The organism is Mucilaginibacter aquariorum (assembly GCF_024498135.1).
Lineage (GTDB): Bacteria > Bacteroidota > Bacteroidia > Sphingobacteriales > Sphingobacteriaceae > Mucilaginibacter > Mucilaginibacter aquariorum.
Genome location: NZ_JANHOH010000001.1, coordinates 1,814,946 through 1,838,531, shown reverse-complemented (window position 1 = coordinate 1,838,531; position 23,586 = coordinate 1,814,946). Strand labels below are relative to the sequence as shown.

The following is a 23,586-nucleotide window of genomic DNA, read 5'->3' as shown; positions in this document are numbered from 1 at the left end:
TTTGTAAAATAATATTTATTCCTACATTAGAACCCGAACAACCGATTACTAAATAATTTATTTAACGCTATACTTTTATGTCTACAAACACTTATGACGCTATCGTCATTGGTTCAGGAATTTCAGGCGGCTGGGCTGCTAAAGAACTGACCGAGAAGGGCTTAAAAACCATCATGTTAGAGCGCGGTAAAAATATCGAGCACATTAAAGATTATGTTAATGCGAACAAAGCACCGTGGGAATTTGAACACAGGGGCGGCCGTACGCAAAAAATGATCGAGGATTATCCCGTTTTAAAACGTGATTATCCGCTAAATGAGGTTAACCTTGATTACTGGACCAACGAAAAAGAGAGCCCGTATACCGAGATCAAACGTTTTGACTGGTTTAGAGGTTACCACATGGGTGGTAGGTCATTAATGTGGGGCAGACAATCATACCGCTGGCACGATACCGATTTTGAGGCTAACTTAAAGGATGGTATTGGTACCGACTGGCCTATCCGTTATAAGGATTTGCACGACTGGTATGGTTATGCAGAAAGATTTGCCGGTATATCTGGTAATAAAGATGGTGTTCCAATCCTTCCGGATGGCGATTTTATGCCGCCAATGGATATGAATATTGTAGAAAAAGATATTCAGAAACGTTATAAAGAGTTTTATAAAGATGCAAGGCATTTTATAATTGGGCGTACAGCCAATATCACTGTGCCGCACAATAACCGTACAAACTGCCAGTATCGTAATAAATGCTGGTTAGGCTGTCCGTTTGGCGCTTACTTTAGCACGCAGTCGGCTACTTTGCCTGCAGCTATGGCAACCGGTAACCTAACCGTACGCCCCTGGTCAATTGTAACCAGGATCCTTTATGATAAAGACACTAAAAAGGCCAAAGGTGTTGAGATAATGGATGCGGAAACCAATAAAACGTATGAATACTATGCTAAGGTAGTTTTCGTAAACGCGTCGGCATTAAACAGTGCCTGGGTGTTAATGAATTCGGCTACCGATGTATGGGAAGGCGGTTTAGGCAGCAGCAGCGGCCAGCTTGGTCATAACTTAATGGACCATCACCTTGGTGTTGGTGCAGGTGGCCGTGTAGAAGGTTTTGAAGATAAATACACTTTTGGCCGCAGGGCTAACGGTATATACATTCCGCGTTACCGTAACTTAAACGGCGAAAAACGCGATTACATCCGTGGTTTTGGTTACCAGGGTGGTGGCAGCCGTAGCGGCTGGAGCCGTGACATTGCCGAAATGAATATCGGTGGTGGCTTTAAAGATGCATTATCAGAACCAGGATCATGGGGCTTTGGTATGGGTGGTTTCGGCGAAACTTTGCCATATCACGAAAACCGCGTTTATCTTGATAAAACCAACAAAGATAAATGGGGCTTGCCAATATTAGCGATTGATGCAGAGTGTAAAGATAACGAGCGTAAGATGCGTATCGATATGATGAACGATGCAAAAGAGATGCTGGAAAATGCAGGTGTTAAAGATGTACAAACTTATACATCTGAGCCGGTATTAGGCCGTGGTATCCACGAAATGGGTACAGCACGTATGGGCCGCGATCCAAAGACATCGGTACTAAACGGTAACAACCAGGTTTGGGATGCTAAAAACGTATTTGTTACGGATGGTGCCGCAATGACATCAGCAGCTTGCCAAAACCCATCGCTTACTTATATGGCGCTTACTGCCCGTGCAGCTGATTTCGCTGTAAAAGAACTTAAAAAAGGTAATATTTAACAGTATTGAAATTCGACTAACAATGACTGAAGAAAAAGAAACTCAAGATGCAAATCCGTCAAGGCGGAGTTTTATTAAATCGGGCGCATTAGCAGCTGCAGGTTTTATGATCGTACCACGCTTTGTATTAGGCGGTACGGGTTATACAGCACCAAGCGATATGCTGAATGTAGCAGGTGTTGGTGCCGGCGGTAAAGGCCAAAGCGATATTGCAAACTTTGCAAAAAGTGGTAAAGCGAACATTGCGTTCCTGTGCGACGTTGACGACCGTCGCGCAGCAGCTTCAAGGGCCGCATTCCCTAAGGCTAAGTATTATAAAGACTGGCGCGAAATGTATGATAAGGAACATAAACATTTTGATGCTGTATCAGTATCAACTCCCGATCATAACCACGCTATTATAACCTATCATGCCATGCAATTGGGTAAGCACGTTTATGTGCAAAAACCATTAACGCACGATATATGGGAAGCTCGTTTGTTAACAGAAGCAGCAAAAAAATATAAGGTTGTAACACAAATGGGTAACCAGGGTGCATCAAATGATGGTACCCGTTTAATGTCTGAATGGTATGATGCCGACCTGGTTGGCGATGTACATACCGTTTACTGCTGGACAAACCGCCCGGTTTGGCCACAAGGTATTAAATGGCCTGATCCGCAGCCAAATATTCCAAAGGAATTGGACTGGGATCTATGGTTAGGTACAGCACCTAAAAAAGATTACGTAGACAAATTGGTGCCATTTAACTGGCGCGGATGGTGGGATTACGGAACCGGCGCCCTTGGCGATATGGGTTGCCACCTTGTTGAAGCGCCTTTCCGTGTATTGGGTATCCAGTATGCTAAAGATGTACAAGCAAGTGTTGGTAGTGTATATGTTGATGAATTTAAACAAGGACACTTCCCTGAAAGCTGCCCTCCATCAAGCCATATTACGTTAACATTCCCTAAAACCAACAAAACCAAAGGTGATGTTACCCTTCACTGGATGGACGGTGGTATACAGCCCGAAAGACCGATTGAATTAGGCGCAAGCGAAAAATGGGGTGGTGAAGAAGGCAATGGTACCTTGTTTATTGGTACAAAAGGAAAAATGTACGCCAGTACTTATTCTGATGCCGCGACACTATTACCAAAAGAACGTACCGCCAGTGCAAATGCACCTCAGAAATGGGCACGTGTACCGGGTGGCGCAAACGGCCACTACGCGCAATGGGTGGAAGGTTGTTTAGCAGGTTACGGTAAAACAGAGTTAAGCTCGTCATTTGATAAAGCTGGTCCGCTTACCGAAGCATTGCTTATGGCAAACCTTGCAGTACGCGGTCACGAGTTAAAAGGTGGTTCTATTAAATTGAACTGGGATAACCAGGCAATGAAGGTTACCAACTTTGAAGACGTTAACCAGTACATTAAACGTAACTACCGTGCCGGGTTTGAATTAAAAGCATAATTTAATTAGTGATAGCAGGGTTTCAATCCTGCTATCACTAATTAATAAATCAACAAATAAAAATATTCACTCATTCAACAATTATAAAATGAATAGAAGAGACGCGATAAGCAGAGTTGGTTTGATACTTGGAGGAACGGTAATAGGTGCCGAACTTTTCATGTCAGGTTGCAAATCAGGCAGCACAGTAAATACTGATGATCTGTTTGCTAAAGAAACTACCGCCTTTTTAAACGAGGTAGGCGAAACCATTTTACCTGAAACAGCAACACCTGGTGCAAAAGCAGCAAACGTTGGCGGTTTTATGGCTATAATGGTTAGAGATTGCTACACAGCAGATGACCAAAAGGTATTCAAAAAAGGTTTATCTCAGTTAGATGAGGCAAGCAACAAAAAGTTCAAAAAGAGCTTTATGGAAGCTGATGCCAAACAAAGAACTGAGTTACTTACCGACCTTGATAAAGAGGCGAAAGAATACTCAAAAACTAAGAAGCCGGAAGATCCAAATCATTATTTCTCAATGATTAAGCAACTGACTTTGCTGGGGTACTTTACCTCAGAAGTTGGCGCTACAAAAGCGTTGCGTTATTTACCGGTACCGGGCAAATACATAGGCGATTATCCTTACAAAAAGGGTGATAGGGCCTGGGCAATTTCCTAAGATATTTTGATAAGCCTTTCCGCTACCAGCGGAAGGGCTTTACTTTTTAATCTAAATTTTATACTTTTAAAACCTCTTCGCAAACGGGCGAACGAGGCTAAAAGTTTATCTACCATAATATGAGTAACAGAAAATTGCGCATGGGCATGATTGGCGGCGGCAAGGATGCTTTTATAGGAGCTATCCACCGTATTGCAGCCAATATGGACGGCCAGATTGAACTGGTATGCGGCGCGCTCAGCATGCATGCCGATGTAGCACAGGAAAGCGGTAAAATGCTTTTTTTAGCTCCCGACAGAATTTACAACACTTACGACGAAATGTTTAAAGCGGAGGCCCAAAAGCCTGCCGACGAACGCATGGACTTTGTAACTATTGTTACACCAAATTTCGCCCACTTTGCCCCGGCAATGCAGGCGCTCGAAAATGGCTTTAACGTAGTAGTTGAAAAACCGGTAACTTTTACCCTTGAAGAAGCGCAGCAATTAAAAGCTAAGGTTGAAGAAACCGGGCTGATGCTGTTGCTTACCCATACTTATGCGGGTTACCCAATGGTAAAAGAAGCGAAGCAACTGGTAAAAAGCGGCGCTTTGGGTAAAGTAAGAAAGATCTATGTTGAATATATACAAGGTTGGTTAAGCCGCCTGTCAGAACGTGAGGGTAATGCACAGGCCTCGTGGCGTACCGATCCTACAAAATCGGGCAAAAGCGGTTGTATGGGCGATATCGGCACACACGCAGCACACTTAGCTGAATATATTTCAGGTTTAAAAATCACCGAGCTTAACGCTTCATTAAATATTGTTGTTGACGGCCGTATGCTGGATGACGACGGTGCGGTATTATTGCGTTTTGAAGAAGGCGCAACCGGAACCCTGATAGCATCGCAAGTTGCAGCAGGCGAAGAAAACGCACTTAAAATACGTGTATATGGTGAAAATGGCAGCCTTGAATGGGCCCAGATGGAACCAAACACATTAATAGTAAAATGGCTGGATAAACCGGCGGAAATATTAAGGGCAGGCAGCGGGTACACCGATAGGTTATCAAGCTACGCTACCCACAACTGTCGTACACCGGGCGGCCACCCAGAAGGTTACCTGGAAGCCTTTGGAAACTTATACCGCAATTTTGCTTTAACGCTAAGCGCGAAGATAGAAGGTAGAGAACCTAAAGCCGAATGGCTCGATTTCCCGTCAATTGATGATGGTATAAGAGGCATGGCATTTATAAATAACGTTGTTGCTTCTAACCAAAGCAACGAAAAGTGGACAAAATATACTATCTAACAAGATGACTACCATTAAAGGACCGGCCATATTTTTAGCCCAGTTTATTGGAGACACTGCCCCTTTTAACGACCTGAGATCTATTTGCCAATGGGCAGCAGGTTTGGGTTACAAAGGTGTGCAATTGCCAACCAATGACCTGCGCTTTATCGACCTGCAAAAAGCAGCCGATAGTAAAACCTATGCCGACGAGATAAAAGGTATTGTGAACGAGGCCGGTTTAGAAATAACAGAGCTATCTACACACTTACAAGGCCAGTTAGTGGCGGTTAACCCTGCTTACGATAGTCTGTTTGATGCATTTGCCCCAGAGAAATATCGTGGCAACCCAGCTGAAAGGCAGAAATGGGCGGTTTCGCAATTAAACGCGGCAGCCAAGGCCTCACAAAACTTGGGGTTAAACGCGCACGTTACTTTTAGCGGTGCGCTAATATGGCATATGGTTTATCCCTGGCCACAACGCCCTGCCGGTTTGGTAGATGCAGCATTTGATGAACTGGCTAAACGCTGGGAACCTATCCTTAACGTATTTGACGAGAACGGAATAGACCTTTGTTACGAGATACATCCAGGCGAGGACCTGCACGATGGCGTTAGTTACGAAAGATTTTTGAACAAGGTAAACAACCATAAAAGGGCATGTTTATTGTACGATCCTTCACACTTTGTATTGCAGGCAATGGACTATCTGGAGTACATTGATATTTACCACGAACGTATAAAAATGTTCCACGTAAAAGATGCCGAATTTAACCCTACGGGCAGGCAGGGCGTTTACGGCGGCTATTCAGACTGGATAGACCGTGCGGGACGATTCCGCTCTTTAGGCGATGGACAGGTTGATTTTAAAGGCATTTTTAGCAAGCTTACCCAATACGATTTTAAAGGCTGGGCAGTGCTTGAATGGGAGTGTGCTTTAAAAAATTCTGAAGATGGTGCACGCGAAGGCGCACAATTTATAAAAGACCATATCATCAGGGTTACAGACCGTGCCTTTGATGATTTTGCAGCATCGGGCAGCGATGATGCATTTAACAGATCACTAATTGGATTATAAAATATAATAACGCAATATATAACGCTCTAAAAACACAAACGCAGGATGAAAAAGATATTTGTAATATTAGGTATAAGCTTAGCTTTAGCAGCATGTGGCGGTAGCAAACCAGGTGAAGCAGATGGTGGCGCAGATAGCGCAGATGCAACAAAGCAGGCAGCAGCCGCCCACCAAAGCGAGGCAGCAAACGATACAGCTGTAAACAACATTGGCACTGATAAAGCTGCGGGTACACCAGCAAACAAAGGCGAAGCATTAATGGCAAACAGCGATTGTAATACCTGCCACAACGCGCAAAGCAAAATTATTGGCCCTGCGCTGGTTGATATCGCTAAAAAATATAAAGAATCGGATGTTGATATGCTGGCAGACAAAGTAATTAAAGGTGGTAGTGGCAACTGGGGCACTGTACCTATGACTGCTCACCCTGATTTGCCTGTAGCTGATGCTAAAGAAATGGTAAAATATATTTTATCAGTAAAATAATACAAACCAAACAACCTAAATAATTTAACCAAAACCAATTATGACCGTAACAACACGCGTTAAGTTATCTACCATGATGTTCCTGGAGTTTTTTATCTGGGGAGCATGGTTTGTAACTATGGGAACGTATCTGCAAACTTCATTAAAAGCTACAGGCGTAGAGAATGGTAACGCATATGCGTCACAATCATGGGGAGCTATTATAGCACCCTTTATTATTGGATTAATTGCTGATAGGTTTTTCTCAGCCCAAAAGGTTTTAGGGATCTTGCATTTAATAGGCGGTGCATTATTGCTATACATAACTACTCTAACTAATTTCAGCGCTTTTTTTCCTGTAATATTAGTTTACATGGTGCTTTATATGCCTACTTTGGCTTTAGTAAACTCCGTTGCCTTTAGGCAAATGACTAACCCAAGTAAGGAGTTTGCACCAATACGCGTGTTAGGTACTATTGGATGGATTGTAGCGGGTATTGTTATCAGCTATCTTAATTGGGATAAACAAGGTAACGAAGCTGCATTGGTAAATACTTTTAAATTGGCTGGTTTTGCTTCACTTGCATTAGGCTTATTTAGCTTTACACTACCGGCAACACCTCCTGCAAAATCAGGTCAGAAAGTTTCATTTAGAGAGATAATAGGTTTAGATGCTATTGGTTTGTTAAAAAACAGGTCATACTTGATTTTCTTTTTAGCTTCTGTGGCTATTTGTATCCCATTAGCTTTCTATTACGGCTTTGCTAATCCATTCTTCGCTGAAGTAGGGATGAAAGCGACAACAGTTACACAGTCGCTTGGTCAGGTATCTGAAACTCTATTCATGATTCTGATCCCGTTATTTTTTGTTCGGTTAGGAGTTAAGAAGATGCTGGCAATAGGTATGATAGCTTGGGCTATCCGTTATGTCCTGTTTGCTTATGGCGATGCCGGAAGCAATTACTGGATGTTAATTGGTGGTATTGTACTACACGGTATCTGCTATGATTTCTTCTTCGTAACAGGCCAGATCTATACCGATAACCTTGCAGGCGAGAAATTTAAAAGTGCTGCACAGGGCTTTATTACGCTGGCTACTTATGGTGTAGGAATGCTTATAGGATCAATTATGGCCGGCAAAATTGTTGATACTTACAAGGTATCTGCTACTACACACAATTGGCAAACTATATGGTTAATACCGGCTGGCATTGCAGCAGTTGTATTAGTAGTATTCCTTTTGGCTTTCAAGGATACTAATCAAATACAAACTAAACCGGGCTTGGATATTGAAGAACCGGGTACAGGGAGGGTTGAGGTATAATATTATGACAAACACAAACAGAAGATCGGCAATAAAGAGTTTGCTTGCAGGTTCTGCAGCAATAGGCGCATCGGGTATGCTTTCGTCATTTAAAGCCGAAGAAAAAGAACAAATGAACGATAAACTCAAAGGAAATATAAACCACGCGGTGTGCCGCTGGTGCTATGGTGATATATCAGTAGAGCAGCTTTGTGCTGCTGCAAAAGATATCGGCATAAAAGGGATTGACCTGGTTGGCCCGGCAGATTGGCCTACGCTTAAAAAATATGGCCTTACCTCATCGATGTGTAATGGTGCCGAAATAAATCTTACGGATGGTTTTGGCGATACTCAGTATCATGCACAGCTGCATAAGCAGTATACAGATATGATACCAAAGGTTGCAAAAGAAGGGTATAAAAACCTGATCTGCTTTAGCGGGAGCCGCCGTGGTAAAACCGATGAAGAAGGATGGAAAAACTGCGTTGAAGGTTTAAAACCGATGGTGAAACTTGCCGAGCAACACAATGTTGTTTTGGTAATGGAACTGCTTAACAGTAAAATAGACCACAAAGATTATCAATGTGATCATACTGCATGGGGCGTTGAGCTTTGCAAAAGGTTAGGTTCGGAAAACTTTAAGCTGCTTTATGATATCTATCATATGCAGATAGATGAGGGTGACGTGATACGTAATATAAGAGAGCATCACCAGTATATTGCACATTACCATACAGGTGGTGTACCGGGCCGTAACGAGATAGATGAAAGCCAGGAATTATTTTATCCGGCAATTATGCGCGCTGTTTTAGAAGTTGGACACAAAGGCTACGTAGCGCAGGAGTTTATCCCTAAGCAAAAAGATAAAATAGCATCGTTACGCAAAGCAGTTCATATTTGTGATGTTTAAACCTTAGGGTTCACATCAGGTCTATAAAGCGTACATCAACCAATATAAATAAATGACAAGTAGAAGAACTTTTTTAACACAGGCGGGCTTAGTATCCGCAGGTATTATGCTTGCACCTCAATTACTTTCGGCAAAAGACAAGAAAGGCCCGGGCTTACAATTATATAGCTTACGCGATCAATTGCCTAAAGATGTAAAAGGAGTAATTGCCAACATTGCTAAAGCAGGCTATGCCGAGGTTGAAACCTTTGGCTATTCGGCAAAAAACGGATTTTGGGGATTAAGCGCGAAAGAATTTAGCGCCCTGTTAAAAGCTAATGGTTTAACAACACCAAGCGGCCACTACGGTTTAGATGAGTTTTTTGGTACAGGTAAGATGGATACTTTTAACAGCTATATTGAGGCTGCATTAGCTACCGGCCAAACCTATATTGTTATACCAGGCTTAAACCACGATTTTATTAAGACAGCTGCCGATTTTAAATCGATAGCCGATAAGATGAATAAAGCTGCTGCAATTTGCAAAACGCATGGTTTAAAGCTGGGTTACCATAACCACAACTTTGAATGGAAGGAAACCGAGGGCACAACTTTCTACGATACCATTTTAGCAGAAACAGATCCAGCTTTGGTAAGTATGGAAATGGATATTTACTGGGTGGTACGCGCAGGGCACGATCCGGTTTCGATATTCAAAAAACACCCGGGCCGTTTTGCCATGGTACATGTTAAGGATATGGATAAAACAAACCCTGAACTGAATACCGAAATTGGTAGCGGCAGCATTGATTTTAAAACTATACTAAGCAATGCAAAACTTGCCGGCATTAAACATTTTATTGTTGAGCAGGAAAACTATACCAATATCGATCCATATAAGAGCATAGCCCAAAGCAGTGCTTATTTAAAAAATACTTTGCACATATAATTGCCAATCTATAAACTATAAATAAATGAAGTACAGAATAATATTAACAGCATTGCTAACAGGAGGATTCTATATGGCAAATGCACAAAGCGGCAAACCAGAAGATACCGAAAAATGGGAGCCGGTACCAAGCGTGGTAACAGCAGGCAAAACAGTGGGCGATGCGCCTTCTGATGCTATTGTGTTGTTTGATGGTAAAAGCGGGCTTGATCAATGGGTAGATGTTGCCAGTGGCGGCGCTGCAAAATGGGATGTTAAAGGCGATGTATTAACGGTTAATAAATCATCAGGTAATATCGAAACTAAAAAATCATTTGGTAGCTACCAGTTACACATCGAATGGAAAGTGCCATCAAATATTACAGGTACAGGCCAGGGCCGCGGTAACAGCGGCGTGTTCTTAGCCTCGATAGGTAAAGGTGATGCAGGTTACGAATTACAGGTTTTAGATTCATACAATAACAAAACCTATGTTAATGGTATGGCTGGGAGTATATACAAGCAATTTATCCCTTTAGCAAACCCAACCAAGCCACCGGGTGTTTGGAACGTTTATGATGTTATTTGGACTGCGCCAACATTTGACGGTGATAAAGTTAAAACACCTGCACGTGTAACAGTATTATTTAATGGCGTACTGGTAGAAAACAACATTGAACTATTAGGCCCAACACAATATATTGGTACACCTGCTTACAGGGCAGCACATGGCCCGGCCCCTATTAAATTACAGGCACACGGCGATAAAAGCGAACCACTTAGCTTCCGTAATATTTGGGTTAGGGAACTAAAATAAAATTTTAAAGCATTCATTAAAAAGCTCACCGGCAACGGTGAGCTTTTTTTGTTTATGGCAATTGGGGGGGCAGCTTTCTTCATATATTTTGAACTTATTAAACTGTACTTCGTATAAGTGTTTATAAACCAATATTCCTGCTTTTTAATTTTTACTGAAATTCCTGGTGTTAATGTTTAAACATTTTATATTGCCGATACTTATACTTTGTGCTTTAGCCAGTTTTGGCCAAAACCAAAGCTTAAAGTTTGAGCATATTGGTACCGGCGAAGGTTTATCGCAAATAAACGTGGCTACTATCATTCAAGATAGCCGTGGTTTTATGTGGATAGGCACACGTGATGGGCTTAATAAATACGACGGATACAGCTTTACTACCTACAGACACGATTCGCAGGATCCCAAATCCCTGTCGAGCAGTATGGTGGCAGATGTGATTGAGGATAAGGAAGGCAATATTTGGGTAGCCACAATTGCAGGCCTAAACAAACTCGAACGTAAAAGCGGGCGCATCACCCAGTACAAGCACGATGATAAGAACTCCAACACCATATCGAGCAACATTTTAAACAAACTGGCTGTTGATGAAAAAAACAATATCTGGATCTCGGGCCAGGGCGGGCTGGATTACATGGACACCCATACCAGTACCGTAAAACATTACAGGCATGATAATAACAAGCCCGGCAGCATTAGCGATAACACGGTTAGTTATGTTTACCTGGATGCTGCCCACAATGTTTGGGTAGGAACTTTTACCAGTGGCTTGCAGCTTCTTGATAAAAAGACAGATACATTTAAAAAATATCAGTACGATCTGCAAAACCAAAAAAGCATTTCGAGCAATAGCATCAGTTGTATTTTTGAGGATAAAAAGCATAGGTTATGGGTAGGGACCCAAAATGCCGGGCTAAACATGTTCGATGCAAAAAGCAACTCCTTTATTCGTTATAAGCATAATGAAAAAGCTAAAAACACAATAAGCAGTAATACTATATACTGTTTAAATTCCGATGAAAATGGTAATTTGTGGATAGGCAGCGATAACGGGGGGCTTTGCATTTTAAATCCGGAAACCGGTAATATTAGTTATTATCAGCATGATGATATTGACCAGAATAGTATCAACGGTAATACAATTTACAGTATTTGTAGGGATGGGTTGGGCAATATGTGGCTGGGCGCATTTAGTGGTGGTATAAATCTGTTTAAACGCAGCACCGAAAGCTTTCCGCATTACAGGCACAGCTCGTTAAGTAACAGCCTTTCCAATGATTTTGTACTGGCGCTTTACGAAGATGCTGATAGAAATTTATGGGTAGGTACAGATGGTGGCGGTTTAAATAAGTTTAACAACAAGGAAGGCACTGTAACCCACTATAAACAAGATAAAAAAAGGAATAGCATAACCGGTAATTATGTGCTTACTGTTAACCAGGATTATGAAGGCGATTTTTGGTTAGGTACCTGGGCAGATGGCCTAAGCATTTTTAACCCTAAAACAAATGTCTTCACCAATCTTAAAAATAACCCCAATGATCCAAACAGCTTAGCCGGAAACAATATATATGCGCTTATCCACTCAAGAGATCATACTACCTGGATAGGTACCTATAACAACGGCCTAAATCATTACGATAAGAAAACTAAAAAATTTATAAGGTATGGTAACGATCCCGAGGATCCAACCAGCCTGAGCAGCAATAAGGTATACGCCTTGCTTGAAGACAGAAATAATAACCTGTGGGTAGGTACTTTTGATGGCGGCTTGAATTTACTGGATAGGAAAACCAACAAGTTTACAAGGTTTCAATACAACAGTAAAAAGAACAGTATAAGCAACGATAACGTCCCCGATATTTTTGAGGATAGTAAGGGCAACTTGTGGATCAGTACATTTTCCGGGCTTAACATGCTCGATCCTGTTACAAGACATTTTACCGCCTACACTAAAAAAGAAGGTCTGCCAAGTGATATTATTTATGCCGTTCGCGAGGACGATGCAGGTAAATTATGGATAAGCACAAACAACGGCTTATCATCATTTGACCCACGCAAAGGTATTTTTAAGAATTATACTATTGAAGATGGTTTGCAGGGGAACGAGTTTAAATCGCACTCATCATTTAAGGGAAAAAACAACAAGTTATATTTTGGCGGGGTAAATGGGTTTAACGCCTTTACACCCGGGCAAATATTAAAACTGAATGGCTTTTCGCCGTTGGTTATTACGGCATTTAAATTATTCAACAAAAATATTGTTCCCGCGATAGATGAAAATGATCCGTCGCCGCTTAAACTGGATATAGCCGATACTAAAAGTATTACGCTTAATTACAAGCAATCGGTAGTGTCGCTGGAGTTTGCCGCGCTTGATTATGCATCTACAGACAGGAAAAGGTATGCGTATATACTGGAAGGGTTTGACAAGGAATGGAATTACGTAGGCACACGTAACACGGCAACCTATACCAATTTACCCGCGGGTACGTATGTTTTTAAACTAAGGTATCAGAACACAGCAGGTGTGTGGTCGCCGCCTACTACAGGGTTAGAAATTATAACAACACCACCATATTGGTTAACCTGGTGGTTTAAAACGTTTGTATTACTCCTTGTGGGATTGTTAATATATATCATATTTATTATACGCGTACGCTCTATAAAAGAAAAAAAAGCCATACTGGAAAGACAGGTAGAAGACCGTACTGTGCGCCTTGCCCAGATGACTAAAGACGAACGCGTTTTGCGTGAGGATGCAGAAAAAGCCCGCGAAGACGCAGAGAAGGCCAATAAAGCGAAGAGCATATTCCTTGCCACCATGAGCCATGAGATACGCACCCCGATGAATGGAGTTATGGGGATGGCTACATTGCTTGCTAATACACCGCTTAATAGCGAGCAGCAGGAATACACCGAAACCATTAAAAGTTGTGGAGATACCTTACTAAATGTTATAAACGATATACTGGATTTTTCCAAGATCGAATCGGGCAATATGGAGCTGGATGAGCAGGATTTTGACCTGCGCGATTGTATTGAGGCCGTGTTGGATGTATTTGCCGAAAAAGCCGCCCAGCTCAACATCGACCTGGTTTACCAGGTTGAGCATAATGTACCGTCTCAAATTATTGCCGATGCGTTCCGTTTAAGGCAGGTACTTATTAATTTGGTGGGTAATGCCATTAAATTTACCACTAAGGGCGAGGTATTCATATGTGTGAAGCTAAAAAACAACAGCACTGATAACCAATTCGACCTGCTTTTTGAGATCCGTGATACCGGTATTGGCATACCGCCCGATAAAATTGATCGTTTGTTCAAGGCATTTTCGCAGGTTGATTCCAGCACTACACGTAAATATGGTGGTACGGGCTTGGGCCTGGCCATCAGCGAAAAGTTAGTAAACCTGATGCGGGGCGAAATTAATGTAAAAAGCCAGGTTGGGAGCGGAACAACGTTTTCGTTTAACATACTTGCCAAACCGGGCCTAAAGGCGCAGCGTAACTACGTGTATTTGAATGTTGCCGAGGTGCAGAATAAACGCATACTGGTTGTTGATGATAATACTACCAATCGGGATATACTGGAAGAACAATTGAAGCAATGGAACTTTATCCCAATTATGGCAGGCTCTGGTATGGAGGCTTTAGAGGAACTGGAAAAGGAGGAAGCTATCGACCTTGTAATATCAGATATGAATATGCCCGAATTGGATGGCGTAGGCCTGGCCCGTAAAATAAGAGAGCAAAGCCAGGTGCCTATCATATTACTTACATCAATGGGTAACGAGCAAAGCCGCAAGAATGCCCATCTGTTTAATGTAGCTTTAACCAAACCTACTAAGCACCACGCGTTATATAAACATATTATAGAGCAGTTAAAGTTAAACAGCGATGTAAAAATTGAAGCGCAGCCTGTTAAAACCCCCTTCTCTGAAGACTTTGCCAAACATCATCCCATGACTATCCTGATAGCAGAGGACAATGCCATTAATCAAAAGCTGGCAAAATACATCCTCACTAAAATGGGGTATAAGCCAGATCTGGTTGAGAATGGGCACGAGTCGATAAATGCCCTGGTAAGTACAAAGTACGATCTGATACTGATGGATGTGCAAATGCCCGAAATGGATGGTTTAGAAGCAACCCGCTTTATCAGACAGAATATGGAGCACCAGCCGGTTATAATAGCCATGACGGCCAATGCCATGATAGAGGATAAAGAGGAATGCCTTACTGCCGGAATGAATGGTTACCTAAGCAAGCCATTAAAACTTCAGGAACTGATGGATATACTTATAGACTGGGAGCCAAATAAAGCTACATAATAGTAATTGCATGTGTTATTTTGAATAAATTAGCCCTAAAAAATTACCACTATGTTCTTAAATAAAAAACTGTTCCGCTCCGCGGGAATAATACTGTTGCTAATTTTGTCTCATTTTTCTTTGTTGGCTAAAGCTGCAAACGGTGGGTATTACTACCAGATAAAGATCTATCACTTTAAAACCCAGGCACAGGAAAATACCCTTGATAATTATCTTAAAACGGCTTACCTGCCTTTGTTACACAAGAAGGGAATTACCAATGTTGGTGTTTTTAAGCCGGTTGAAACAGATACAGCCGATAGGTGCATCTACGTTTTTATCCCGTTTAAAAACTGGAAAAGCATAGAGACCTTTAATGCTTCGGCAGAGGAATCTAATAGCTTTGCGACTAATAGTCAGGACTATACTAATGCCGCCTATAATAAAGCGCCCTATAGCAGAATTGAAACCATTATACTTACCGCATTCGTAACCCGCCCGCAACCCCTTGCTATAAAACTAACTGGTGAAAGGGCTAAACGTGTATACGAATTGCGCAGTTACGAGAGCCCGACAGAGGCTTTGAACTTTAATAAAGTACGCATGTTCAACAGTGGCGAAACCGACCTGTTCGACAGGTTGGGTTTTAATCCGGTATTTTATGGCAACGTTATTGCGGGTAGTCATATGCCTAACCTGATGTATTTAACCACATTTAACGATAAAGCAGATAGGGATAAACATTGGGATGCTTTTGGAAAAGATGCACAATGGAAAGACCTTTCGGGCAGGAAAGAGTTTCAAAATAATGTATCTAAAGGAGATATCACATTTTTATATCCTACAGATTACTCAGACTTTTAAATCATAATTATGGTTCCTGATAAGCGAGATTTTGATGCAATTATAGTAGGTTCTGGCCCCAACGGGTTAGCTGCTGCTATATTGATGCAGCAAAACGGCTTATCAGTTTTACTGCTCGAAGCCAAAAGCGAAATAGGGGGCGGCCTGCGCACGGCGGAACTTACCTTGCCCGGGTTTAAACATGATATTTGTTCGGCTATACACCCCTTGGCTGCCGCGTCGCCATATTTTAAAACTTTGCCATTAGCCAATTTTGGCCTTAATTATATTTACCCCGAAATTGAGGCCGCTCACCCATTAGAGCATGCTAATTCTGCAGTTTTATGCCGGAGTATTGATGAAACAGCACTCCACCTGGGTGCCGATGAAAATACTTACCGCAATTTAATGCGATCGGTAACTAAAAATTGGCCTTTAATTGATGCCGATGTTTTAGGGCCGCTGCATTTTCCAAAACACCCATTGGCCCTGGCAAGCTTTGGGCTAAACGCTATAAAACCCGCAACCTTATTAGCCAATAAGTTTAAAACTAAACAGGGAAAAGCCTTGCTTGCCGGCATGGCAGCACACGCTATGCAGCCCCTAACCAATATGGCTACGTCGGCAATTGCAATGGTGCTGATGGCTGCCGGGCACCTGCAGGGCTGGCCTGTACCAAAAGGCGGCTCCAATAATATAGCCAATGCGCTGGCAGCTTATTTTGTATCGTTAGGTGGAAAGATAGAAACGAATACATATGTAAAATCATTAGAGGAACTGCCATCAACGCACGCTGTTTTGTTTGATATCACACCAAAACAACTACTGCAAATAGCCGGGCATAAATTCTCATCTATTTACAAATGGCAGTTAGAACGTTACCGCTATGGTTTGGGCGTTTATAAAATAGACTGGGCTTTAGATGAAGCCATCCCTTTCAGTTCCGAAGCTTGTAAAAAAGCCGGCACGGTGCATATAGGGAACACCCTGAACGAGATCCGCGATGCCGAACAGCAAACCTGGAACGGCAAGCACCCCGATAAACCTTTTGTGTTACTGGCGCAGCAAAGTTTGTTTGATGAAACGCGCGCGCCAAAAGGCAAACATACGGCATGGGCATATTGCCACGTACCCGGCGGTTCTACCAGGAATATGACAGATGCTATTGAAAAGCAAATAGAACGTTACGCGCCGGGTTTCAGGGATGTTATTCTGGCAAAACATACTATGGACACCGTGCAGATGGAAGAATACAATCCCAACTATATCGGTGGGGATATCAACGGCGGTGTGATAGACCTGGGGCAGTTGTTTACCAGGCCGGCCTTACGTTACTCGCCATATAAAACCTCAGAGAAAGGTATGTATATCTGCTCAGCCTCAACGCCGCCGGGTGGTGGTGTGCACGGTATGTGCGGGTACTATGCCGCAAAAAAAGCGCTAAATGATATATTTGACATTAAAGTGGATAGCCTGAATCGGGCAGAAAAATAATTGAATGAAACTGAAAAGCCTTACCTGCATCTCAGCATTGTTTTTGATCATTAGCCTGCCCGGTATCGCGCAGCAAAAAAATAAATTTACCCCACAGCCCGGCTTATTGGCCACGATAAAAAAGAATTTTGCTGATGCCGATGCACAGTACAAAGTATTGGCGAAAAATTTAAAACCCGGCGAGTTTCCCAAAGCCTATCACCCGGAAACAAATAAGCAGGAAAATAGTAATTCGGGATGGTGGTGCAGCGGTTTTTATCCCGGTACGCTGTTGAATATCTACGAAGAAAATCACGACAAAGCCCTGTTAACCGAGGCTGATATAATGCTGGCCACTTTAGCCAAAGAGCAATACAATACCCACACCCACGATCTGGGCTTTATGATGTATTGCAGTTTCGGCAACGCCAACAAGCTTAATCCATCGCCAGAGTACAAACAGATCTTATTGAATAGCGCCAAATCGCTGTCTACACGTTTTAATCCCAAAACCGGTACCATCAAATCATGGGATTCAAAACCATCCGACTTTTTGGTGATCATTGATAATATGATGAACCTGGAGCTACTGTTTTGGGCTACTAAAGAAACCGGAGATTCCAGCTTTTATAAGATAGCCGTAACACACGCCAACACTACCATTAAAAATCATTACCGGCCAGATTATAGCTCCTATCACGTTATTAATTATGATGCCGAAACAGGTGCTGTAAAAGAAAAGAAGACCGCGCAGGGTTTCGCAAATGAATCGGCATGGGCAAGGGGGCAGGTATGGGGCTTGTACGGATTTACCGTTATGTATCGCGAAACAAAGGATAAAAAATACCTGGATCAGGCTAACAACATTGCCAAATTTGTATTGAACAACCCTAACCTTCCGGCTGATAAAATTCCTTATTGGGATTTTAATGCTACCAATATCCCCAACGCGCTGCGCGATGCATCTGCCGGTGCTATAATGGCTTCGGCATTACTGGAACTTTGCAGGTACACAAACAAAACCGATGGTTTAAGATATTTTAATACGGCGCAATCTATCATCAGAACATTGTCGTCGCCTGCTTATAAGGCAGAACCCGGCACTAATGGTGGTTTTATTCTGCAACACAGTGTTGGTCATTTCCCTGCCGGGACAGAAATTGATGTACCACTTACCTATGCCGATTACTATTTTGTGGAAGCAATGAAAAGGTACCAGGCATTCGCTGTAAAATAATTATTTAACCACCCTTATCTTGATAACCAGTTTCTTTACCGGGTTGTTTCCGCCTGCACTCATATTGGCCTGATGGATATCGCTGGGTAGAAATATGAAAAAGTTATTTGGTGTTGCCGTATAAAACTTTCCGTTGGTGTAGTAATTCTCTACATCTTTTGTTTCGTCGTAAGGCTTGGTTACTTTTAAAACATCCACAGTAACAAGTCCAATTTTTTCTTTCCCTTTTATCACATAATGCAGGTCGGCATATTTTCTGTGGCCTTCCCAGCCCGCGGTGTCAAGTTGTTTGGGCGGGCCTTCGGTTATAATAGCATAAACATTATCCCCGTCAATAGGGTATTTGCCGGGTGCCATCATCTGCAGGTTGCGGTCGTGTATAAACGCGGCAGCTTTATCCCATGCAGCTTTATTTGTTTCGTATTGTTTGGCAAAGGCAATTACATCAACAGGCGCATGCGCTTTTATTTTTGTCCCGATTGCAAGGGCATAGCTATTGTATAATTCGTTCGCGTTTTTATCAGTCCATTTAGTTTGCTGCGCTATGCAAAGGCTGTTTGTAAGTAAAAATGCAATTAGCAGGCACAGGCTTTTGTATGCTGATAAATGTTTCATAGTTTAGATTTTATAATATGGTGCCTTCACAGGCTGGTTTATTAAAGTATAAATATAAATAATATCTGCCTTGAAAGTATTACAAAGTGTACATCCCGAAGACTTTAAAACCTACCAAACCGAAAAGATAAGGGAGAGGTTTTTAATGGATAAGCTGGTACAGTCCAATCAGGTAAACCTGGTTTACACCCATTACGACAGGATGGTGATTGGTGCAGCTAACCCAACTACCGAAAAAATATCACTACCAAATTACCCAAACCTGCGTGCCGAATATTTTTTAGAACGCAGGGAAATAGGAATTATAAACGTTGCCGGCGATGGCGAGATAACCGCCGATGGACAAACCTATGCGATAAATAAACTGGATTGCCTGTATATAGGTAAGGGCGTTAAGGAAGTTAGCTTTTCAAGTAAGGATGCTGCACAGCCCGCGGTATTCTACATATTGTCGGCACCGGCTCATGCCACATACCCCACCACAAGAATGGGGTACAGCGAGGCCGCAAAAGTAAATGCAGGTACTACCTCAATGGCTAATGTACGGGTGATAAATAAATACATCCATGCGGAAGGTATACAAAGCTGCCAGTTGGTTATGGGCCTTACCATTTTGCGCGAAGGTAGCGTATGGAACACCATGCCGCCGCATGTGCATGACAGGAGAATGGAAGCTTATTTCTATTTTGACCTGCCTGCCGGACAACGGATATTTCATTACATGGGCGAGGGGCAGGATACCCGGCATATTGTGATAGATAATTATGAAGCCGTAGTTTCGCCGCCATGGAGTATTCATGCGGGTAATGGCACGGCAAGCTATAGTTTTATTTGGGGCATGGCAGGCGAAAATTTAGATTATACCGATATGGATGCCATTACAATAACTGATATTAAATAACACAATGAGCGATAAATTTTCTTTAGCAGGCAAAGTTATAGTAGTAACCGGCGGTACCGGTATTTTAGGTAATTCATTTGTTAACGGTATTGTTGAGGCCGGTGGCGCGGTGGGTATATTAGGCCGTAACAGGCAAATTGCCGAAGAAAGGGCGGATGCCATTAACAAAAACGGAGGTAAAGCACTGGCTTTAGTAGCCGATGCCATGAACGAAACCGAATTGATAGCTGCCAGAACCTTATTGCTTGATAAGTTTGGCCGCTTAGATGGACTTGTAAACGCCGCGGGTGGTAACATGCCCGAAGGTGTGCTACAACCCGAAGAAGATATTTTTTCGATGAAATTAGCGGGGATGAAGAAAGTGACCGACCTGAACTTGTGGGGCACGCTTATCCCTACGCAGATTTTTGGCAAAGCCATTGCCAAAACAGGGAAGGGAAGTATTGTAAATATATCTTCCATGAACTCAAAAAGGGCCATTACAAAAGTATTGGGCTATAATATGGGTAAGGCCGCGGTTGATTGCTATACACAGTGGTTCGCGGTAGAGCTGGCCAACCGTTACGGCGATGCTATCCGCATGAATGCTTTAGCCCCCGGGTTTTTCCTGACCGAACAGAACCGCAATTTGTTAACCATCCCGGATGGCGGCTACACCACACGTGGCGAACTGGTGATCAAAAACACACCATTTAAACGTTTTGGCCATCCGGATGAATTGATTGGCGCGCTGGTTTGGCTGCTTAGCGATGCCTCGGCATTTGTAACCGGGTCAATGATCTGCGTAGATGGCGGGTTTTCTATATTTGGCGGCGTATAATCAGATAAAAATTAAAAAGAGGTTAATAATGGGCAAAGGACGTTTAGAGGCATTTAGCGATGGGGTTATCGCCATCATCATCACTATTATGGTACTGGAACTTAAGGTACCGCACGATGCCAGCTGGGAAGCTTTACGCCACCTTGGGCCTGTATTTTTGAGTTATGTGCTCAGTTTTATTTACGTTGGGATATACTGGAATAACCACCACCATATGCTGCATGCGGCTAAGTCGGTTAACGGGAGTATTTTATGGGCCAATCTGTTTTTGCTGTTTTGGTTATCGCTGATACCATTTGTAACAGCCTGGATGGGCGAGAACCACTTTGCCCAATTGCCGGTTATCTGTTATGGGATAGTGCTTATTATGAATTCGATAGCATATCTAATATTGATAAGTATACTTGTTAGGCATCATGGCGAAAATTCTGTACTGGCGCGTGCCATAGGCAGCGACACTAAGGGGAAAATATCTGCAGGGATCTATGCAGCGGCCATCGTGGTATCCTTCATCCATTCGTGGATAGCCTTTGGCATGTACTTCATAGTTGCACTGATATGGCTTGTACCCGACAAACGGATCGAGCGCAAACTATCCGAAGAAAATGGCGGCCACCATCTTAGCTAAGCTCTTTCATCAGGTTATCAAAAGCTTCCTTTAGTTCGGCCAGTTCGCTTTCAACCTTGCTCAGGCGTTCTTCCAGTTCAGATGTTGATGCGCGGCGGGATGGTTCATCCTGCGTATCATCTTCAACAATAGTTCCGCCTAAAAGATGGCGGTAACGTACTTCTTTTTGCCCCGGGCGTTTAGGTAACTGCAATACGTATGGCATGTCGCCGCCTGCCAGTTTCTCCAGCATAGCCTGCACCTCGTCCAGGTCTTCAAACTCATATAACCTGCCCGAATTGGTATTGATCTCGCCCGGCGTTTGTGGTCCGCGAAGTATTAAAAGGCATATCACCGCTACTTCTGATGGCACTACGGGGAATACAATACCAAAGTTATGCTTGTACTTTGTAGCCCTGCTGCTTCCGCCTGTTGCTGTGGATATCAACCCCTTACGCTTTAGTGTATCCAGCGCAAGCATTACCGTGTTTTCGTCATAATCAACTACCGGCCTGCGGGCAGTTTTCTGGTTACAGGCTGCAGTGAGGCCATTGAGGGTCATGGGGTAATAATCTGGTGTGGTTTTGCTTTTTTCCATCAGCGAGCCAAGCACACGCAGTTCGGTATCGGTTAAAACAGGTAAAGTTTGCGGAGTATCCATGCACAAATATAACATTGGTTTTTGTTTTAGTGTTCCATTTCAGCTCGTTATCTTCGCTCAAATATGACGGTTAGTATTTTAGGTTGCGGATGGTATGGAATGGCGCTGGCAAAAACGCTTGTAGCCAATGGCGTCGCGGTTAACGGTTCTACTACATCTGCAGATAAACTGGCAACCCTTACAGCCGGGGGCATCACCCCCTTTCTTATTAACCTATCAGTCGATCACATAACATACGATCCTCAATTTTTTGCCTGCGACGTATTGGTGATCTCTATCCCGCCCAAAAGCCGTTCGGGCGAAGGGGCGGAGTATGCATCAAAATTACAGCGGGTTATTAATGCTATTCATCAGCATGGAGTTAAAAAGGTTATCCTCATCAGCTCTACAGGGGTATATGCAGATCAGAATAAAGAGGTAAACGAACTAACCGATCCTAAACCGGATACGGCTTCGGGTGTAATACTTTTTGAAGCCGAAGAACTTTTTAGGCAACAAACCGCTTTTAAAACCACCATTATTCGTTTCGGCGGATTGATTGGCCCCGGTCGTGACCCGGGCAGGTTCTTCGCCGGGAAGAAAGACATACCAAACGGACTGGCACCGGTTAATATGATCCACCAGGATGACTGTGTCGGACTTACGCTGGCCATATTGGATAAAGATGCCTTCGGCTATACATTTAACGCGTGTACACCGCACCACCCGCCAAAATTTGCATTTTATACGCAGGCTGCCGCTAAATCGGGATTAGTTATACCAGAGTTTTTGCCTGAATTGAAGGAATGGAAAATTATATCGAGCCTGAACGTGGAAAGTGTATTGGGGTATAAGTATCAAATAGAAAATTGGTACGATTGGTTCGCCCAGTAATAACCGATCTATAAAATATTCAGCGGGTTATTTTTGAAGTATTCTATTTTAGCCATAAACATGGTTGCCATTTTACCTGCGCGCCATTTTGCTTCGTCGGCTTTATCGCCGGTGAAGAGTTCATCTATTGTTTTGGTAAATAGTTCCAGCCAGTGAGCGAAGTGTTCGGGGCCAACGGGTAATTTTGCATGAGGAGGAAAAGGCGCCCCATTATAAGTGTATTCCTCTAATAAAACCGTTTGCCAAAAGCGGTACATTTTTTCGAGATGGACTGGCCACTTGTCCTGTATGCGCTCGTTAAATATCGGCCCCAGCAATTCATCCGTTTGTATCCTTTGGTAAAAGGTATCAACAAGCAGTTTGATATCGTCAATGGTCAATATTTCCTGGCGCGATTGCATTGTGCAAAGATAAGGAATAAGTTAAAAAAGGCGTAGCGGGTAAGTCCGAAGAAAGTCAATTTGCTATGTGGCGATGGTGAAAAAGCGGAGGCATGAGCGATTCCTTCCCTTGGGAAGGAGGAGGAAGGGGTTTCGGCGTAAAGCAGGCGAATAAACCCCTCCCTGCTACTACACATTCCAGCCGCACCCCTCCTTTGGGAGGGATTTGTTACATACGGGAAAAAAAC

At 42.9% G+C, this 23,586-nt stretch carries 21 protein-coding genes; 18 read left to right on the top strand and 3 right to left on the bottom strand.

The window, feature by feature from the left end:
- Positions 1–77: 77 nt before the first annotated feature.
- The 14 genes from NPE20_RS07820 to NPE20_RS07755 all read left to right on the top strand — a co-directional run bounded on the left by NPE20_RS07820 (position 78) and on the right by NPE20_RS07755 (position 18,481).
- A complete protein-coding gene (locus tag NPE20_RS07820; protein ID WP_256538057.1) occupies positions 78–1,757 on the top strand; it encodes a GMC oxidoreductase in 1,680 nt (559 codons plus the stop codon).
- Between the two features lie 22 nt (positions 1,758–1,779).
- Positions 1,780–3,210, top strand: a complete 1,431-nt coding sequence (locus tag NPE20_RS07815) for a Gfo/Idh/MocA family protein (protein ID WP_256538056.1) — start codon at positions 1,780–1,782, stop codon at positions 3,208–3,210.
- Between the two features lie 88 nt (positions 3,211–3,298).
- On the top strand, positions 3,299–3,871 hold the full coding sequence (locus tag NPE20_RS07810; RefSeq protein WP_256538055.1) for a gluconate 2-dehydrogenase subunit 3 family protein: 573 nt from the start codon (positions 3,299–3,301) through the stop codon (positions 3,869–3,871).
- A gap of 119 nt (positions 3,872–3,990) precedes the next feature.
- Positions 3,991–5,160: a Gfo/Idh/MocA family protein gene (locus NPE20_RS07805; RefSeq protein WP_256538054.1), complete on the top strand. Its 1,170-nt coding sequence runs from the start codon at positions 3,991–3,993 to the stop codon at positions 5,158–5,160.
- 4 nt (positions 5,161–5,164) lie between these two features.
- A complete protein-coding gene (locus NPE20_RS07800) occupies positions 5,165–6,217 on the top strand; it encodes a sugar phosphate isomerase/epimerase family protein (protein ID WP_256538053.1) in 1,053 nt (350 codons plus the stop codon).
- A gap of 45 nt (positions 6,218–6,262) precedes the next feature.
- Positions 6,263–6,703, top strand: a complete 441-nt coding sequence (locus NPE20_RS07795; RefSeq protein ID WP_256538052.1) for a c-type cytochrome — start codon at positions 6,263–6,265, stop codon at positions 6,701–6,703.
- 40 nt (positions 6,704–6,743) lie between these two features.
- Positions 6,744–8,006 (top strand): nucleoside permease, encoded by a 1,263-nt coding sequence (locus tag NPE20_RS07790; RefSeq protein WP_256538051.1) that lies wholly within the window; start codon positions 6,744–6,746, stop codon positions 8,004–8,006.
- 4 nt (positions 8,007–8,010) lie between these two features.
- On the top strand, positions 8,011–8,895 hold the full coding sequence (locus NPE20_RS07785; RefSeq protein ID WP_256538050.1) for a hydroxypyruvate isomerase family protein: 885 nt from the start codon (positions 8,011–8,013) through the stop codon (positions 8,893–8,895).
- Positions 8,896–8,947: 52 nt separating this feature from the next.
- Positions 8,948–9,823, top strand: a complete 876-nt coding sequence (locus NPE20_RS07780) for a sugar phosphate isomerase/epimerase family protein (RefSeq protein WP_256538049.1) — start codon at positions 8,948–8,950, stop codon at positions 9,821–9,823.
- Between the two features lie 25 nt (positions 9,824–9,848).
- Positions 9,849–10,619, top strand: a complete 771-nt coding sequence (locus NPE20_RS07775; protein ID WP_256538048.1) for a 3-keto-disaccharide hydrolase — start codon at positions 9,849–9,851, stop codon at positions 10,617–10,619.
- 172 nt (positions 10,620–10,791) lie between these two features.
- Positions 10,792–14,949 (top strand): hybrid sensor histidine kinase/response regulator, encoded by a 4,158-nt coding sequence (locus NPE20_RS07770; protein ID WP_256538047.1) that lies wholly within the window; start codon positions 10,792–10,794, stop codon positions 14,947–14,949.
- A gap of 51 nt (positions 14,950–15,000) precedes the next feature.
- Positions 15,001–15,792: an NIPSNAP family protein gene (locus NPE20_RS07765; protein WP_256538046.1), complete on the top strand. Its 792-nt coding sequence runs from the start codon at positions 15,001–15,003 to the stop codon at positions 15,790–15,792.
- A 9-nt stretch (positions 15,793–15,801) separates the two neighbouring features.
- The gene (locus NPE20_RS07760; protein WP_256538045.1) at positions 15,802–17,265 is read left to right on the top strand and encodes a phytoene desaturase family protein; all 1,464 of its coding nucleotides are present in this window, start codon (positions 15,802–15,804) and stop codon (positions 17,263–17,265) included.
- A gap of 4 nt (positions 17,266–17,269) precedes the next feature.
- Complete coding sequence (locus tag NPE20_RS07755; RefSeq protein WP_256538044.1) at positions 17,270–18,481, top strand: glycoside hydrolase family 88 protein; 1,212 nt, start codon at positions 17,270–17,272, stop codon at positions 18,479–18,481.
- Here NPE20_RS07755 and NPE20_RS07750 read toward each other — a convergent pair whose 3' ends face one another.
- Positions 18,482–19,096 carry a NanQ anomerase/TabA/YiaL family protein gene (locus NPE20_RS07750; protein ID WP_256538043.1) on the bottom strand — a complete coding sequence of 205 codons (615 nt, stop codon included), beginning with the start codon at positions 19,094–19,096 and terminating at the stop codon, positions 18,482–18,484. It abuts the gene before it with no gap.
- A gap of 70 nt (positions 19,097–19,166) precedes the next feature.
- Here NPE20_RS07750 and kduI point away from each other — a divergent pair, with 70 nt between their 5' ends.
- From kduI to NPE20_RS07735, 3 genes are read left to right on the top strand one after another with little or no spacing between them, the layout of a single operon-like run.
- Positions 19,167–19,997: a 5-dehydro-4-deoxy-D-glucuronate isomerase gene (kduI, locus tag NPE20_RS07745; RefSeq protein WP_256538042.1), complete on the top strand. Its 831-nt coding sequence runs from the start codon at positions 19,167–19,169 to the stop codon at positions 19,995–19,997.
- A gap of 4 nt (positions 19,998–20,001) precedes the next feature.
- Positions 20,002–20,817 carry an SDR family oxidoreductase gene (locus tag NPE20_RS07740; RefSeq protein ID WP_256538041.1) on the top strand — a complete coding sequence of 272 codons (816 nt, stop codon included), beginning with the start codon at positions 20,002–20,004 and terminating at the stop codon, positions 20,815–20,817.
- A 28-nt stretch (positions 20,818–20,845) separates the two neighbouring features.
- Positions 20,846–21,445 carry a TMEM175 family protein gene (locus NPE20_RS07735; RefSeq protein WP_256538040.1) on the top strand — a complete coding sequence of 200 codons (600 nt, stop codon included), beginning with the start codon at positions 20,846–20,848 and terminating at the stop codon, positions 21,443–21,445.
- Here the strand turns inward: NPE20_RS07735 and NPE20_RS07730 are convergent.
- Positions 21,438–22,085, bottom strand: a complete 648-nt coding sequence (locus NPE20_RS07730) for a YceH family protein (protein WP_256538675.1) — start codon at positions 22,083–22,085, stop codon at positions 21,438–21,440. The two genes, NPE20_RS07735 and NPE20_RS07730, sit on opposite strands and share 8 nt — an antisense overlap.
- Before the next feature lie 63 nt (positions 22,086–22,148).
- On the opposite strand from NPE20_RS07730, the gene NPE20_RS07725 reads away from it, so the two are divergent.
- A complete protein-coding gene (locus NPE20_RS07725) occupies positions 22,149–22,958 on the top strand; it encodes an SDR family oxidoreductase (RefSeq protein WP_256538039.1) in 810 nt (269 codons plus the stop codon).
- An 8-nt stretch (positions 22,959–22,966) separates the two neighbouring features.
- Here the strand turns inward: NPE20_RS07725 and NPE20_RS07720 are convergent, their stop codons facing one another.
- Positions 22,967–23,359, bottom strand: a complete 393-nt coding sequence (locus NPE20_RS07720; protein ID WP_256538038.1) for a group III truncated hemoglobin — start codon at positions 23,357–23,359, stop codon at positions 22,967–22,969.
- Positions 23,360–23,586 lie beyond the last annotated feature (227 nt).

Bases quoted from the DNA above. Each gene is read 5' to 3' on its own strand.
- NPE20_RS07820 (WP_256538057.1), top strand. From the start codon at position 78: ATGTCTACAAACACTTATGACGCTATCGTCATTGGTTCAGGAATTTCA.
- NPE20_RS07815 (WP_256538056.1), top strand. From the start codon at position 1,780: ATGACTGAAGAAAAAGAAACTCAAGATGCAAATCCGTCAAGGCGGAGT.
- NPE20_RS07810 (WP_256538055.1), top strand. From the start codon at position 3,299: ATGAATAGAAGAGACGCGATAAGCAGAGTTGGTTTGATACTTGGAGGA.
- NPE20_RS07805 (WP_256538054.1), top strand. From the start codon at position 3,991: ATGAGTAACAGAAAATTGCGCATGGGCATGATTGGCGGCGGCAAGGAT.
- NPE20_RS07800 (WP_256538053.1), top strand. From the start codon at position 5,165: ATGACTACCATTAAAGGACCGGCCATATTTTTAGCCCAGTTTATTGGA.
- NPE20_RS07795 (WP_256538052.1), top strand. From the start codon at position 6,263: ATGAAAAAGATATTTGTAATATTAGGTATAAGCTTAGCTTTAGCAGCA.
- NPE20_RS07790 (WP_256538051.1), top strand. From the start codon at position 6,744: ATGACCGTAACAACACGCGTTAAGTTATCTACCATGATGTTCCTGGAG.
- NPE20_RS07785 (WP_256538050.1), top strand. From the start codon at position 8,011: ATGACAAACACAAACAGAAGATCGGCAATAAAGAGTTTGCTTGCAGGT.
- NPE20_RS07780 (WP_256538049.1), top strand. From the start codon at position 8,948: ATGACAAGTAGAAGAACTTTTTTAACACAGGCGGGCTTAGTATCCGCA.
- NPE20_RS07775 (WP_256538048.1), top strand. From the start codon at position 9,849: ATGAAGTACAGAATAATATTAACAGCATTGCTAACAGGAGGATTCTAT.
- NPE20_RS07770 (WP_256538047.1), top strand. From the start codon at position 10,792: ATGTTTAAACATTTTATATTGCCGATACTTATACTTTGTGCTTTAGCC.
- NPE20_RS07765 (WP_256538046.1), top strand. From the start codon at position 15,001: ATGTTCTTAAATAAAAAACTGTTCCGCTCCGCGGGAATAATACTGTTG.
- NPE20_RS07760 (WP_256538045.1), top strand. From the start codon at position 15,802: ATGGTTCCTGATAAGCGAGATTTTGATGCAATTATAGTAGGTTCTGGC.
- NPE20_RS07755 (WP_256538044.1), top strand. From the start codon at position 17,270: ATGAAACTGAAAAGCCTTACCTGCATCTCAGCATTGTTTTTGATCATT.
- NPE20_RS07750 (WP_256538043.1), bottom strand. From the start codon at position 19,096: ATGAAACATTTATCAGCATACAAAAGCCTGTGCCTGCTAATTGCATTT.
- NPE20_RS07740 (WP_256538041.1), top strand. From the start codon at position 20,002: ATGAGCGATAAATTTTCTTTAGCAGGCAAAGTTATAGTAGTAACCGGC.
- NPE20_RS07735 (WP_256538040.1), top strand. From the start codon at position 20,846: ATGGGCAAAGGACGTTTAGAGGCATTTAGCGATGGGGTTATCGCCATC.
- NPE20_RS07730 (WP_256538675.1), bottom strand. From the start codon at position 22,085: ATGGATACTCCGCAAACTTTACCTGTTTTAACCGATACCGAACTGCGT.
- NPE20_RS07725 (WP_256538039.1), top strand. From the start codon at position 22,149: ATGACGGTTAGTATTTTAGGTTGCGGATGGTATGGAATGGCGCTGGCA.
- NPE20_RS07720 (WP_256538038.1), bottom strand. From the start codon at position 23,359: ATGCAATCGCGCCAGGAAATATTGACCATTGACGATATCAAACTGCTT.